This window comes from Haladaptatus sp. DYSN1, from assembly GCF_029489995.1.
Classification (GTDB): Archaea; Halobacteriota; Halobacteria; order Halobacteriales; family Halococcaceae; genus QDMS2.
On sequence record NZ_CP120470.1, the window covers coordinates 1,038,901 to 1,052,938 of the forward strand.

12 protein-coding genes are annotated in these 14,038 nt (G+C 62.6%); 8 read left to right on the top strand and 4 right to left on the bottom strand.

Annotated features, from left to right (window positions below; all coding sequences use genetic code 11):
* Nucleotides 1-26 precede the first annotated feature (26 nt).
* Genes smc through P0648_RS05570 form a run of 3 tightly spaced genes read left to right on the top strand, consistent with a single transcriptional unit; the run spans nt 27 to nt 4,978 of the window.
* A complete protein-coding gene (gene smc, locus P0648_RS05560; protein ID WP_277505552.1) occupies nt 27-3,599 on the top strand; it encodes a chromosome segregation protein SMC in 3,573 nt (1,190 codons plus the stop codon).
* Nucleotides 3,592-4,425 carry a ScpA family protein gene (locus tag P0648_RS05565; protein WP_277505553.1) on the top strand — a complete coding sequence of 278 codons (834 nt, stop codon included), beginning with the start codon at nt 3,592-3,594 and terminating at the stop codon, nt 4,423-4,425. The genes smc and P0648_RS05565 overlap by 8 nt, the downstream gene beginning before the upstream one ends.
* 40 nt (nt 4,426-4,465) lie before the next feature.
* The gene (locus tag P0648_RS05570) at nt 4,466-4,978 is read left to right on the top strand and encodes an NUDIX domain-containing protein (protein WP_276248259.1); all 513 of its coding nucleotides are present in this window, start codon (nt 4,466-4,468) and stop codon (nt 4,976-4,978) included.
* 220 nt (nt 4,979-5,198) lie between these two features.
* Here the strand turns inward: P0648_RS05570 and mtnP are convergent, their stop codons facing one another.
* The 4 genes from mtnP to P0648_RS05590 form a co-directional block, all read right to left on the bottom strand.
* Nucleotides 5,199-6,053 carry an S-methyl-5'-thioadenosine phosphorylase gene (gene mtnP, locus P0648_RS05575; protein WP_276248258.1) on the bottom strand — a complete coding sequence of 285 codons (855 nt, stop codon included), beginning with the start codon at nt 6,051-6,053 and terminating at the stop codon, nt 5,199-5,201.
* Nucleotides 6,054-6,127: 74 nt separating this feature from the next.
* Entirely contained in the window at nt 6,128-7,084 is a 957-nt protein-coding gene (locus tag P0648_RS05580; RefSeq protein ID WP_276248257.1) for an AEC family transporter, read from the bottom strand.
* A gap of 100 nt (nt 7,085-7,184) precedes the next feature.
* On the bottom strand, nt 7,185-7,898 hold the full coding sequence (locus P0648_RS05585; RefSeq protein WP_276248256.1) for a phosphoribosyltransferase: 714 nt from the start codon (nt 7,896-7,898) through the stop codon (nt 7,185-7,187).
* A gap of 159 nt (nt 7,899-8,057) precedes the next feature.
* The gene (locus P0648_RS05590; protein WP_276248255.1) at nt 8,058-8,222 is read right to left on the bottom strand and encodes a hypothetical protein; all 165 of its coding nucleotides are present in this window, start codon (nt 8,220-8,222) and stop codon (nt 8,058-8,060) included.
* Between the two features lie 109 nt (nt 8,223-8,331).
* Between P0648_RS05590 and P0648_RS05595 the strand changes: the two genes are divergently transcribed.
* The 5 genes from P0648_RS05595 to P0648_RS05615 all read left to right on the top strand — a co-directional run bounded on the left by P0648_RS05595 (nt 8,332) and on the right by P0648_RS05615 (nt 13,842).
* On the top strand, nt 8,332-9,231 hold the full coding sequence (locus tag P0648_RS05595) for a PhzF family phenazine biosynthesis protein (protein WP_276248254.1): 900 nt from the start codon (nt 8,332-8,334) through the stop codon (nt 9,229-9,231).
* Nucleotides 9,232-9,378: 147 nt separating this feature from the next.
* Nucleotides 9,379-11,652: a pyruvate, water dikinase gene (gene ppsA / locus P0648_RS05600; protein ID WP_277505554.1), complete on the top strand. Its 2,274-nt coding sequence runs from the start codon at nt 9,379-9,381 to the stop codon at nt 11,650-11,652.
* Nucleotides 11,653-11,693: 41 nt separating this feature from the next.
* The gene (locus P0648_RS05605; RefSeq protein WP_276248252.1) at nt 11,694-12,425 is read left to right on the top strand and encodes a hypothetical protein; all 732 of its coding nucleotides are present in this window, start codon (nt 11,694-11,696) and stop codon (nt 12,423-12,425) included.
* A 166-nt stretch (nt 12,426-12,591) separates the two neighbouring features.
* Nucleotides 12,592-13,113: a YqaA family protein gene (locus P0648_RS05610; RefSeq protein WP_369685105.1), complete on the top strand. Its 522-nt coding sequence runs from the start codon at nt 12,592-12,594 to the stop codon at nt 13,111-13,113.
* Between the two features lie 39 nt (nt 13,114-13,152).
* Nucleotides 13,153-13,842 carry a hypothetical protein gene (locus tag P0648_RS05615; protein ID WP_277505556.1) on the top strand — a complete coding sequence of 230 codons (690 nt, stop codon included), beginning with the start codon at nt 13,153-13,155 and terminating at the stop codon, nt 13,840-13,842.
* Nucleotides 13,843-14,038: the final 196 nt, after the last annotated feature.

The window sequence follows — 14,038 nt, forward strand, 5'->3', positions numbered from 1 at the left end:
CACTCCTGCGCGACATCTCGCCGACTATGCATATCAAAGAAATCGTCCTTGACAACTTCAAAAGCTTCGGGCGCAAGACGCGAATCCCGTTCTACGAGGACTTCACCACGGTCTCCGGCCCGAACGGGTCGGGGAAGTCGAACATCATCGACAGCGTGCTGTTCGCCCTCGGACTCGCTCGAACGCGCGGTATCCGCGCCGAGAAACTGACCGACCTCATCTACAACCCCGGCAACGACGGTGACCCGAGCGGGGAGGAAACCCGCGAGGCCAGCGTCGAAGTGGTTCTCGACAACAGCGACGCCACGCTTTCTCGCGCACAGGTCGTGAACGCCGCCGGCACGGAGAACGTCGGCGAGGTAGACGACATCTCGATTCGCCGCCGGGTAAAGGAGACGCCCGAGAACTACTACTCGTATTACTATTTGAACGGGCGCTCCGTGAACCTCTCGGACATTCAAGGCCTGCTCGCGCAGGCGGGCATCACCCCAGAAGGGTACAACGTCGTGATGCAGGGCGACGTGACCGGGATTATCCAGATGACGCCGTACGAGCGCCGGGGCATCATCGACGAAATCGCTGGCGTCGCTGAATTCGACGCGAAAAAGGAGGCCGCCTTCGAGGAACTCGAAGTCGTCAAAGACCGCATCTCGGAGGCCGAACTGCGCATCGAGGAGAAACAGGCCCGCCTCGACCAGCTAAGCGACGAACGCGAAACTGCCCTCGAATATAAAGGGCATCGCGAGGAGAAAGAGGAGTACGAAGGCTATCTGAAAGCCGCGGAACTCGAAGACAAGCGCGCAGACCTGGCGAAGACCGAGAAACGCATCGAGCGCCACCGGCAGAAAGTGGAATCGCTGCAACGCGACCTCGACGAGAAACAGGGTCGCGTCGTCCGTCTCGAAGACGAACTCGACGCCCTCAACACCGAAATCGAGACGAAAGGCGAAGACGAGCAACTGCGCATCAAACGCGAAATCGAGGAGGTCAAAGGCGAAATCGCCCGCCTCGAAGACGCCATCGACGCCGCAGAAGAACGGATTCAGGAGGCAGAACAGCGCCGCCGCGAGGCGTTCATCCAGATCGACCGCAAACAGGAGACGGTAGACGACCTGGAAAGCGAGATACGCGAGACGAAGGTCGCGAAATCCTCCGTCGTCGCGGAGATACAGGAAAAGCAGGCGAAACTCGCAGACCTTCAGGCGGAAATCGACGCCGTAGACACCGAGTACGACGAGGTGAAGGCCGAACTCAACGAAAAACGCGAGGCGCTGGAGGCGGCGAAGACGGAGAAGAACGCCACCCAGCGCGAACAAGACCGCCTGCTCGACGAGGCGCGCCGGCGCTCGAACGAGAAGGCGGAGAAGGAAGCAAAAATCGAGGAGGTTCGCGAAGAGATTCCCGAACTCAAGGCGACGGCGAGAGATCTCGAAGACGAACTCGAGAAGGCGCGGAAGAACCGGGACAACATCTCGCAGGTCGTCGACAACCTGAAACAGCAAAAACGCGAGTTGCAGGCGGAACTCGACGACATAGAGCAAGACCTGCGCGCCCGCCAGCAGGAGTACGCGGAACTCAACGCTCGCGCCGACGAGTCGGGCGACACCTCCTACGGCCGCGCTGTGACGACCATCCTCAACGGCAACCTCGATGGCGTCCACGGAACCGTTGGCCAACTCGGTGGCGTCTCCCAAGAGTACGCGACGGCGTGTGAGACCGCCGCCGGTGGCCGGCTTGCTCACGTCGTGGTCAACGACGACGGCGTCGGCCAGCAGTGCATCGAGTACCTGAAGCGGCGGAACGCGGGTCGCGCCACGTTCCTGCCCATCAACAAGATGCACACCCGCCGCCTGCCGAGCGTGCCGAACCACGACGGTGTCGTGGACTTCGCGTACAACCTCGTGGACTTCGACAAGCAGTACGCGGGCATCTTCTCGTACGTCCTCGGCGACACGCTCGTCGTGGACAGCATCGAGACGGCCCGCGACCTGATGGGTGACTTCCGCCTCGTCACGCTCTCTGGCGAACTCGTAGAGAAGAGCGGAGCGATGACCGGCGGGTCGTCGAGTGGGTCGCGCTACTCGTTCTCGAAGTCTGGCAAGGGCCAACTCGAACGCGTGGCCGAGAAAATCGCCAGTCTCGAAGACGAGCGTCGCGAACTGAACGAGGAGATTCGCGACGTAGAGGAGCGTCTGGACGACGCTCGTGACCGAAAGGCGGACAGCGCAGACCAGGTGCGGGACATCGAATCCGACCTCGAACGCGTTCGGGGGCAACTCGACAGCACCGACGAGCGCATCGAAGCGCTCGAAGCGGACATCGCCGACCTCGACGCAGAACGTGAAGAGGTCAACGAGCAGATGCAGGCCCTAGAGGAGAAACTGTCCGCCCACGACGAGCGCATCGCGGACATCGAGGCCGACATCGACGAACTGGAGTCGGAACTCGCCGATTCGAAGATTCCGGAACTCACCGCGGAGATGGACGAGATTCGGGCCGAAAAGGAGGACCACGAATCCCAACTCGACACCTTCGACGCCCGCCTCAACGAACTTGGCCTCGAAAAGCAGTACGCAGAGGAGTCCATCGAGGACCTCCACGGCGAAATCGAATCTGCCCAGAACAAGAAGGCCGCCCAGCAAGAGCGCATCGCCGAGTTGGAGGGCAAAATCGAAGACCAGCAGGCGGTGCTCGAAGCCAAAGCGGAGCAAGTCGAGGACTTAGAGGACGAACTCGCAGACCTCAAAGCAGAACGCGAGGAGCTGAAGGGCGACCTCAAGGACGCAAAGCAGACGCGCGACAGCGCCCGCGAGAAGGTGTCCGGCGTGCAGTCGAAACTCGAAAGCGCAGAGAGCGCCGCAGACCGCCTCGAATGGGAGGTCGACGAACTCGCCGGACAGGTCGGCGACTACGACCCCGAGGAGATTCCCGACCACGACGAGGTGAAGCGAACCATCGGCCGTCTGGAGCGGAAGATGGAGGCGCTCGAACCGGTCAACATGCTCGCCATCGACGAGTACGACGAGGTCAAAGACGGCCTCGACGACCTGACCGAGAAGAAGGGCACGCTCGTGGACGAACGCGAGGCCATCAACGACCGCATCGACTCCTACGAGTCGCTGAAAAAGGAGACGTTCATGGACGCCTTCACCGACATCAACGACAACTTCGAGGACATCTTCGCGAGTCTCTCGCGTGGCTCGGGGACGCTCCATCTCGAAAACGAGGCCGACCCGTTCGACGGCGGCCTCACGATGAAAGCCCAACCCGGCGACAAGCCGATTCAGCGCCTCGATGCGATGTCCGGCGGGGAGAAGTCGCTTACCGCACTGGCGTTCATCTTCGCGCTCCAGCGGTACAACCCCGCGCCGTTCTACGCACTTGACGAGGTGGACGCCTTCCTCGACGCGGTGAACGCGGACCTCGTCGGCGAGATGGTGGACGAACTCGCTGGTGATGCCCAGTTCGTCGTCGTCTCCCACCGGTCTGCGATGCTCGAACGCTCTGAGCGGGCCATCGGTGTCACCATGCACGACGACAACGTGAGCGTCGTGACTGGCATCGACCTGAGTTCACAGGAGGTGCCCGCAGATGACTGAAATCGAACCCAAACCGCTCGTCGAGGCCGAAGACGAGGTCGAACCGGTCGAACTGCTCGTCCAACTCGCAGAGGAGGGTGAAATCGAGCCGTGGGACATCGACATCGTGGACGTCACGGACAAGTTCCTCGCCGCCCTCGACGAGGCGGACCTGCGCACCTCGGGGCGGGCGCTGTTCTACGCGAGCGTCCTGTTGCGGATGAAATCCGACGCGCTGCTCGAACCGGACGACCCGGAACCCGAAGAAGAGGAGTGGATGGAGCCGTGGGAAGCGCCACCCGGTCAGGAACCTGAGTTCGACGGTCCGGACCCCATCGCCGGCCTCGAAGCCGAGATGGAGCGCCGCCTCGACCGCAAGTCGGTTCGCGGGACGCCTCAGACGCTCGACCAGCTCGTCCGGGAACTCCGGGAGGCAGAGCGCGGCTCGTGGTGGAAAGAACGCCGCCAGTACGACACGTCGAATTCGCCGAAGGGCTTCCGCCGCGGAACCCAGACGCTCGATTACCGCTCTGCGGACGACTTCCGCATGGACGACGAACCCACCGAAGAGGAAGTCACCGGCACGGCCCACACCGAACACATCGAGGAGGTCATCGACGACGTGTGGGTGATGCTGAAAGAACAGTACGACCACGGGCGCACCGAGGTGCTGTTCGAGGAGGTTTCGACCGCCGGTGGCTCTCGGGTCACGACGTTCCTCGCGTTGTTGTTCATGGCCCACCGCGGGCGCATCGTGCTGGAACAGGAGGACATCTTCGGCGACCTCTGGATTCAGAACCCGCCGGCAGTCGCGAGTGCGAGCGACGCGGTGGCCGAGACGGACTGAGCCGAGGATTTATCCGACCCGTTCGTGTTCGTCGAATGGCATGGACGCGCTTTCTGACCCTGCTTCGTTGCAAACTCGTGCAGACGTAGAGTACACCGAGAAGCCCTGCGTCGAGCATCAACACCACTTCGACGCGTACGAACCGATACAGGGGATGGTGATCGTCGGCATCACGAACGACGAAGGAGAGGTGCTGCTGCTCATCCATCGAGAGGGGCCGCACATGACGCTCCCATACGACAGCGTTGAGTCCGGTGAAGACTGGGTCGCAGTGGCCACACGGCGCGTCGAAGAACTCACAGACTGTGCAGTCGTCATCGACGGTGTCGCACGCGTTCGCAAGAAGCACTATGCGCCGGAGGGCGACGGTTCGCGCCAGACTGTCGGGTACGACGTCGTGATGCGAGCGTCATCACTCGCGGGCGAGACAATAACGGAGGCCACACAGGTCGACGAAGCGGGAGCGTGGGATTTGCGATGGATTTCTTCGGTTCCAGACGACGCCGCAGGCGGGGCCGTCCTGGACGATATCCAACTCTTCTTCGAGATGTAGCCTGCGGTTGGGTGTGAATCCTGCTAGCGGCGACACAATTATAATGGAAAACCGTGTAAGTTATTGTGTAGCATGACGCCAGCCAAACTTCAGGAGCGACTCAAGGAGACAGAGGGCAGGGTCGACCACGACGAGTTCCTTCGGGCGCTCAAGTACGTCCGTGACAAGGGCCGGTGAGCACGGCTCGCGGGCCGGATAACAAACCGCGTGAGCGATTGCTCTACAGGTAGTCCGAGACGAGCAGTTCGACGCGGTCGCGGGTCTCCTCTGGAATCGCGTCTGCCGGCGTGTTAATCGTTCCTTCGAGCGCCGTGTGCGCTTCGCACTCGAAGTCTTCGGGGAGCGTGCGGATGGCTTCCTCGACGGTCTCTTTTATCGCCGCCTGATTCTTCTCCGCGTTTTCGAGCACTTCCGCGAGCGTGACCTCGTGGTCCTTCTTCCAGACGTCGTAGTCCGTGACGCCAGCGACGGTGGCGTAGGCGATTTCCGCCTCGCGGGCGAGTTTCGCCTCCGGAATCGAAGTCATGCCGACGATGTCCCAGCCCTGGGCGCGGTAGAACTCGGATTCGGCGCGAGTGGAGTACTGCGGACCCTCGATGCAGACGTAGGTGCCGCCTTCTTTGACCTTGGCCTTGGTGACCGACTTCGCGGCGTCGGCGAGGTGGCTCACGAGTTCGGGGCTGTACGGTTCGGTGATTGGCTGATGGACGACGATACCGTCGCCGAAGAAGGTGGATTTGCGGTGTTTCGTCCGGTCGAAAATCTGGGTTGGGACGACGAGCGTGCCGGGGTGGAGACTGGATTTCAGGCTCCCGACGGCGTTGCTCGCGAGGATGTACTTCACGCCGAGTTTCTTGAAGGCGTAGATGTTGGCGCGGTAGGGCAGGTGCGTCGGGGAGCGACCGTGCTTCGACCCGTGGCGGGGCAGGAACGCGACCTCGCGTCCGGTGTCGCCGAACTCGCCGATGGTGACGGGTGCACTCGGTTCGCCATAGGGCGTCTCTACGACCTCTTCGCGGGTATTTTCGAGCGGGAGCGCTTCGTAGATTCCGCTGCCGCCGATGAAGCCAATCATATTCGCACCCACGGAGGCGTTTTACCTAAAGTATCCGCTTTCTCGCCTCTCCCGGCTCTCGAATACGGCCGCGGTCAGAACAGGACGCCCGTTTCGAGCAGCGCGATGTAGAGGGTGAGCAGCGGGACGCTCACCAGCGTGGTCGTGAGCACCACCGTACTCACGTACTCCGCGACGGCGATGTTGCCAATCTGCTGGTCGCTCGCGAACTCGGAGATGAGGATGAGCGGGGTCACCGCCGCGGGCATCGCACATTCGAGGACGAACACCTTCGCCACCGTCGGGTCGGTGAAGCCAAGCCCGAAGGCCACGCCGAGGCCGACGACGGGGGCGACGACCATCTTGAGGACGTTCGCCGTCCCGGCCCGCCGGAGCGCGGCCCCGTAGTTCGTTCTCGCGAGTTGGATGCCGAGGATGAGCAACATGAGCGGAATCGAAGAGTCGCCGACGAGTTTGAGCGTCGTCATCGCCGTGGTCTCTGCGGGCGGGACGACGCCGAGATACCGGACGGCGAGCGCGGCAATGACAGCGTAGACGAGTGGAATGCGCAACACGCGTTTCACGCCCGCGAAGCCGTCTTTCCCGCCGCTTCGCGAGGCGATGTAGACGCCAACCGTGTAGATGAGGACGCTCTGGGCGGCGAGAAAGAGGACGGCCGTACTCCGACCGGTCGCGCCGAAGGCGAACTCGGCGACGGGAATGCCGTAGTTCCCGGAGTTTGGAAAGGCGCTCACGAGGACGAGCGCGGAGAGGAGCGGTTCCGACCGGCCGAACAGGCGACCGACGGCTTCGCCGATGACGACCATCGCGACGAGGTAGACGGCGACACCGCCGACCACGCGGACGAGGGTGTCGCCGCCGAGCGTCGTGGTCGCGAGACTGTGAAACACGAGTGCCGGCGCGAGAATGTAGACGACGACGGTGTTGAGCGGACCGGTGTCGACGTCCTTGACTCTGCCGAGGAGGAATCCGAGGCCCGCGAGCGAGACGATGGGCAAGATGGCCGTCGCGAAAATGGAGAGCAGACTCATCGGTCACACACCCCGTCTCCCTCGCCCTGCGCTGCACGACGCGCCGCCGCTATCCGTTCTCCAGCTCGACTTCGCGGATAGCGCAGGCGAACTCATTCACCTAGACACCAGCGTCTTCGTGGTCCGCGAGTCGCCACTTGCCGGCGCTCGTGGCTTCGACGACGCCGCGACGCTCCATCTCCGAGAGCACTTCGGGCAGTCGATTCGGCTGGGCGATTTCCATCTCGATGCGGTCTACCTCGTGATATTCTTTCAGGAAGTGGCGGACGTCCTCTGCCGTGTAGCTGTCCTGACCGGCTTTGACCATGACGCCGCTCGTGAGGTCGATTATGTCCTCGATGAAGTTCCACGGATAGACGACCCAGGCCCACTCTTCGAGTTTTTCGCCGACGTAATCCGGTTCGAACTCGCTCGTGCCGAGTAACTGGAGCGTCGCGGTGCGGACTTCGCCGGGGTTGCGTTCGCGGACGTACTCGTCTGCCCGCTTGATGGAACCGCCGGTGTCGGCGATGTCGTCGATGATGAGCACGTCTTTGCCCTCGACGGAGCCTTCGGGCATCGGGTAGCGCACCTCTGGCGTGCCCGATTTCTGGGCCGTGCCCACGTAGTGTTCCATCTTCAAACTCGTGAGGTCGTCGAGCCCGAGGAAGTCACAGATACAACGACCCGCGAACCAGCCACCGCGGGCGAGTGCCACGACCACGTCGGGTTCGAACTGCGCCGCTTTGACCTCGTCGCTCACTTCTCGGCACAGCGAGTAGATGTACTCCCAATTCGTGATGGTGCACTTGAATTCGTCCGGCAGGTCGCCCATACTAGATGTTCACCACCGCCGCAGACGGGTCGCGCACAATTAAGTGGTATGAATCAGCGCGAGGCGCACTGTCTGCGTGCCAGCTCGAAAAACGGGGACGTGTACCGCCAGGTTCGACGCCACGTCTCCCGCCACCACGGGAGCGTGTCGGTGGCGGCTTCAGACGATGGACCGGCCGCCCCGAGCGTGACAGTTGGGGCATTCGACCTTCGCCATGTGCGCTTCCGGCGATTCGAACTCCGTTTCGCATTCGAGACACCGGTAACTGTAGACTTTCTCCTCGCCGCTCGGGACGAGGCCTTTTATTTTGTCTGTGAGGCTCATACGGCTGTCCTCGGTAAATTTCTGGACTAATATCTAATAAATAAAATGGCCGTTTTTTTGGACTGTCCGCGGCGCAGACTTGATACCCCGGGGGGCCGACGGATGGGCTATGGAGACACGTCGTGCGCTGCTGGTGGATGCGTTCACAGACGAACCGCTTTCGGGCAACGCGGCGGGCCTCGTGCCCGACGCCGACGGCCTCTCCGCGGCCCAGATGCAAGCGGTCGCCCGCGAATTCAACGCGAGCGAAACCGCCTTCTTGCTCTCGACCGGGAGTGCAGACCGGCGGATTCGCTACTTCACGCCCCGCCAGGAGGTGGACCTCTGTGGCCACGCGACCATCGCGAGCCACGCCTTCCTCCACGAGGCTGGTGCCATCGACCCGGGAACCCACACGCTCGAAACGAACGTCGGCGTCCTCGACATCGACGTGGAGGAAGACGGGACCATCTGGATGACCCAGAGTCAGCCGGAGATTCGCGAGGTAGACGTCGACTACGAGACGGTAGCGGAGGCGCTCGGCATCGACCCGGCGGGGCTCACGGACATCGAGGACGAACTACCACTCGCCCGCGCCACCACCGGGCTTCCATTCCTCGTCGTCCCCGTCACCTTCTTAGAACACCTCAGCAACGCGGAGCCGGACATGGCGAAAATCGAAGAACTGAGCGAGAGGGTCGATACTGCTGGCATCTACGCGTTCACCTTCGACGCGCTGGACGCCCACTCGACGCTCCACGGGCGGATGTTCGCCCCGCGAGCAGGCGTTCCCGAAGACCCCGTGACCGGCACGGCGAGCGGCGCGACGGGAGCGTACCTCCGGCACTTCGGCGCGTTCGACTCCATGCCCGACGAGATGGTGTTCGAGCAGGGCCACTTCGTCGAGCGGCCTGGCGGAGTCCGCGTGCGCGTGGGAGACCAGATTCGAGTTGGTGGGCGTGCCATCACGGTTTTCGACGGGTCGCTCGTAGTTCCCGCGCTCGACGAAGACGAGATTCTCGAAGCCTGACGGCCGCGTTCGTGTCAAACGGGTACGATTTCCGAGTCCGTGCGTCGCCCGCAGTTTTCGCCCGAACCGTCCGGTTGTGCTATGCTATGTCTGTCACGAGAGCCGGAACCTTCTTTATCGCACTTAGTCAGCATATGGGTGAAGATAATGCCTGTACTCTGGCTGGACGAAATCAGGGCTGATGACCTCGAATCCGTGGGTGGCAAGGGTGCGTCCCTCGGCGAACTCACGAACGCGGGCCTCCCCGTACCCCCGGGATTCGTGGTCACGGCGGGTACGTACCGAACGTTCATCGAAGAAACCGGTATCGACGAGGAGCTGTTCGAAGCCGTCGACGTCGATGCCGACGACTCGAAGGCGCTCGCCGCGGCGGCCGAGCGCGCGAGCGAACTCATCCTCGAAACCGAACTGCCCGAGGAACTCCGCGAGGAAATCCTCAAAGCGTATCGCAACCTCGGCGACGGAGAGGCGTTCGTCGCAGTCCGCTCCTCTGCGACCGCAGAGGACCTCCCGGACGCGAGTTTCGCGGGCCAACAGGAGACGTTCCTCAACATCCGTGAGGACGAACTCCTCGAAAAGGTTCGCGAGTGCTGGGCGTCGCTGTTCACCCAGCGCGCGATTTACTACCGCCAGCAGCAGGGATTCGAGCACCACAAAGTGAACATCGCCGTCGTCGTCCAGCAGATGGTCGATTCGAAGAAGAGTGGCGTCCTCTTTACGAGCCACCCCTCGACGGGCGAACCCCGCGTCATCATCGAGGCCGCGTGGGGGCTCGGTGAGGCTGTCGTCTCCGGGTCCGTCTCTCCGGACAACTACGTCGTCGACCGCAAATCCGGCGAGGTCGAAGAGGTGACCATCGCCGACAAGAAGATTCAGTGCATCAAAGACCCGGAGACGGGCAAGACCGTAGAGAAAGAAGTCGAGGACGAACTGCGCAACAAGCGCGTCCTCAACGACGATGAAATCGCCCGCCTCGTCGAACTCGGTGAAATCGTCGAAGAACACTACGACACCCCACAGGACGTCGAGTGGGCCATCATCGATGGCGAGGCGTTCATGCTCCAGTCGCGGCCCATCACCACCATCTCGAAAGAGGCGGCGAAGGCGAGCACGGACGGCAACGGCTCGGCTAAACAGAAACACAAAGACGACGTCATCCTGAGCGGACTCGGAGCCAGCCCAGGCATCGCGAGCGGGAAGGTCCGCATCGTGAAGAAACTCGACCAGCTCGACAAGGTCGGTGAAGGCGACATCATCGTCGCCGAGATGACCACGCCGGACATGGTGCCCGCGATGAAGCGCGCCGCCGGCATCATCACCGACGAAGGTGGCATGACGAGCCACGCAGCGATCGTCTCGCGCGAACTCGGCGTCCCGGCCGTCGTCGGCACGGGCAGCGCCTCCCGCGAACTCACGGACGACCAGGTCGTCACCTTGGACGGCGACAAGGGCACCATCCGCGAGGGTGGCGCAGCCGACAAGGCAATCGAGCGCGACCCAATCGAGGAAGCCCGCCCGAAGACTCCGGTCAAGCCGATGACCGCGACCGAGGTGAAGGTCAACGTCTCCATCCCCGAGGCTGCCCCCCGGGCCGCCGCGACGGGTGCAGACGGCGTCGGCCTGCTCCGTCTCGAGCACATGATTCTCTCGACGGGTAAGACCCCGGAGCGCTACATCAAGGACCACGGCGAAGACGAGTACATCGAGGAAATCGTCGAGGGCGTCCGCGGCGTCGCAGACGAGTTCTACCCGCGCCCAGTCCGCGTCCGCACGCTCGACGCGCCGACCGACGAGTTCCGCCAGCTCCAGGGTGGCGAAGACGAGCCACGCGAGCACAACCCGATGCTCGGCTACCGTGGCATCCGCCGCAGCCTCGACCGACCTGACGTGTTCGAACACGAACTCGAAGCGTTCCGCCGACTCTACGAGATGGGCTACGACAACGTCGAAATCATGTTCCCGCTCGTAAACGACGCCGAGGACGTCGTGCAGGCGAAATCGCTCATGGAGCGCGCCGGCATCGACCCCCGCAAACGCTCGTGGGGTGTGATGATCGAGACGCCAGCCAGTGCTCTCTCCATCGAGGAACTCGCCCAGGCGGGCATCAAGTTCGCCTCCTTCGGGACGAACGACCTGACCCAGTACACCCTCGCCGTCGACCGGAACAACGAGCGCGTCGCAGACCGGTTCGACGAACTGCACCCGGCCGTGCTCAAACTCATCGGCGAGACCATCGAGACGTGCCGTGAATACGGTGTGAAGACGAGCATCTGTGGGCAGGCTGGCTCGAAGCCCCAGATGGTTCGGTTCCTCGTCAACAAGGGCGTAAGTTCTATCTCGGCCAATATCGACGCCGTCCGCGACGTCCAGCACGAAGTCAAGCGCGTCGAACAGCAACTCATCCTCGATTCCGTCCGATAGACAACGGAGTCTTTTTTCACGCACCCCCACGACGTGAGCGCATGCAACGGATTGCGACAGCACTCGCGGTCGCCGCGCTGCTCGTTCTCTCGGGGTGTTCGCTCCCCTTTACGGGCGGTTCTGCGTCCCCACCGGGCATCGCAGACGGCGGCGTTCAAAACGAGACGGCGCTCGTCTCGGCGCACACGCAGGCCCTGTCCGAACAGTCCTACGAGACGGACATCACCATCGACGGCAGCATCGTCCAGAACGACCAGGCAGTCGAGTTCACCCGTCGCCAGCAGGTGCTGGTCGAGGAAGGCTTCTCGCCGTATCAGTACCGGGTGACGGAGTCGGTCGGGTCGTCGTCGGTGAAGTTCGACGTCTGGGCGAACGATACGGCACAGTTCGTCCGCATCCAGAACGGCGGCAACGTCCAGTACCAGCGCGGCCAGCCACAACAACCGCAGAGTCTCGCGAGCGCCTCGTTCATCGACACGTTTGTCGACGACAGCTACACCGTCGAGAAGACAGAGGAGAAAGACGGCCACACCTACACGACGCTCACCTCGCAGACGGCTCCCGAGAACGTGACGAAACTCGTTCGCGGCGCGTCCGACGTGAGCCAGTTCGAGGGGACCATCATCGTCGACGAGACGGGCCGCGTCCACGCGATGTCCGCCACGATGGACTACGCGCTCGCCGGCTCGACACAGACGATGCAAATCGACTACCAACTCCTCGAAAACGACTCGACCGTCGAGAAACCGTCGTGGGTTTCGGGTGCGGCATAATCGACGTGCCAGCACCAGCCTCGGCAATGGTCAAGACAACTCGAAATATGACAGACGATACCACTATTTTCGTCTCGCCGTTGCCTCAAGACTTAGGTACGATGGGTGCTGAGTGACAGGTGTGTCGTTCGTCGCGTTGGCCGCGCTCGTAGAACACGTCGCGTTCGTGGGTGGCTTCTTCGAAGCGTTAGAGCAAGCTGTCGAAACCGCGACTGGGCCGCTTGGCCTCCTCATCATCGCGATTTACTCGTTTCTCATCGCCGTCGTGTTACCGCTCCCGAGCGAAATCGTCCTCGGCGCACCGCTCAAACTGGGCCTGCCAGACAGTGCTGAACTCGCGCTCATCATCGTCGCGAGCGGGCTCGGCAAGGCCGCAGGGAGCGTCTTCGCGTTCCACATCGGGCACCAGGCAAAACAGTCAGGCCCCATCATCCGGGCACTCGAACGCTCCGGCATCAATATCGTCGCGTGGTCGGAGCGGCGAATCGTCGAACTCGCGAAGCGATTTGGCTTCGTCGGCCTCGCCCTCGCACTTTCGGTGCCGGGCTTCCCCGACACCCTCTCGATTTACGCTTTCACCGTGCTCGAAGAGGACTACGTGAAGTTCGCCGTCGCTACGTTCGCGGGCAGCGTTGGACGCCTCCTATTCACCCTTGGAGTCATCGGCGCGTTCACGTCGGTTACCTGAGAGGCACGCTTAGGCTCCGTGGCGACCAAGTTCTAGAGCATGGCAGCCAGTCGCCGCAGATTGTCAGGGCAATTGCTCACGGGTGGGGTACTCATCGTCATCGGCCTCCTGTTACTCGTCCAGACCACGGGGCTGTACGACACGGGCCGCATCTGGCAGTTCGTCCCGTCGGTGTTCGTCCTCATCGGCCTGTGGGCAATCGTCCGCAGTCGCCTCCGAAACCTCGTCGGGCCGCTCGTCCTCATCGTCGTCGCGGGAACCGTCCAATTGCTGGTCCTCGACGTTCTCTCGGAGGCCGTCATCGGGCAGTGGTGGCCCCTCGGCCTCATCCTCATCGGTGGAGGTATCGTGGTGAGTCGGTATCGCCGCCGGAACATCCCCGTCGAACGGTTGAACCGACTCGACGCGATGGTGCTATTCGGTGGCGTCGAACGTCGCCTCGCCTCACCTGCATTCATCGGCGGCGACGTGATGACCGTGTTCGGTGGCGCTGACATCGACCTGCGGGACGCGCAACTCGCCGGGCCTGCGACGCTCAACGTCATCACGCTGTTCGGGGGCGCAGAGTTCCGTGTTCCCCCGGAGTGGGACGTGCGCCTCGAAGTACTCCCCGTCCTCGGAGCCATCGAAGACTCGCGCATGCGCCACCCGGTGGCCGAAGATCGGGAAACGCCGGACCTCGTCGTCACCGGATTTGTTGCATTTGGCGGCATCGAAATTACCGATTGAACGGCGAACCTTTTTATTCGATTGCGGACTACGAGGTGGTGTGACCCAGACGGTTCCGTTCCGATTTTCGATGCGCATGTAGCCCGCGCTCCGTCTCGGAGCCGTCTTCGGGAGGACGTCACGCCGAGCGCCCTCATACGGCGAATGCGTGGCAGAAACCCGAGTTTTCATATTCGAATCGCTGAGCGACCAGTAC

Excerpts from the sequence above, each read along its gene's own strand:
- smc (WP_277505552.1), top strand. The coding sequence starts at position 27 with ATGCATATCAAAGAAATCGTCCTTGACAACTTCAAAAGCTTCGGGCGC.
- P0648_RS05565 (WP_277505553.1), top strand. The coding sequence starts at position 3,592 with ATGACTGAAATCGAACCCAAACCGCTCGTCGAGGCCGAAGACGAGGTC.
- P0648_RS05570 (WP_276248259.1), top strand. The coding sequence starts at position 4,466 with ATGGACGCGCTTTCTGACCCTGCTTCGTTGCAAACTCGTGCAGACGTA.
- mtnP (WP_276248258.1), bottom strand. The coding sequence starts at position 6,053 with ATGATTGGCTTCATCGGCGGCAGCGGAATCTACGAAGCGCTCCCGCTC.
- P0648_RS05580 (WP_276248257.1), bottom strand. The coding sequence starts at position 7,084 with ATGAGTCTGCTCTCCATTTTCGCGACGGCCATCTTGCCCATCGTCTCG.
- P0648_RS05585 (WP_276248256.1), bottom strand. The coding sequence starts at position 7,898 with ATGGGCGACCTGCCGGACGAATTCAAGTGCACCATCACGAATTGGGAG.
- P0648_RS05590 (WP_276248255.1), bottom strand. The coding sequence starts at position 8,222 with ATGAGCCTCACAGACAAAATAAAAGGCCTCGTCCCGAGCGGCGAGGAG.
- P0648_RS05595 (WP_276248254.1), top strand. The coding sequence starts at position 8,332 with ATGGAGACACGTCGTGCGCTGCTGGTGGATGCGTTCACAGACGAACCG.
- ppsA (WP_277505554.1), top strand. The coding sequence starts at position 9,379 with ATGCCTGTACTCTGGCTGGACGAAATCAGGGCTGATGACCTCGAATCC.
- P0648_RS05605 (WP_276248252.1), top strand. The coding sequence starts at position 11,694 with ATGCAACGGATTGCGACAGCACTCGCGGTCGCCGCGCTGCTCGTTCTC.
- P0648_RS05615 (WP_277505556.1), top strand. The coding sequence starts at position 13,153 with ATGGCAGCCAGTCGCCGCAGATTGTCAGGGCAATTGCTCACGGGTGGG.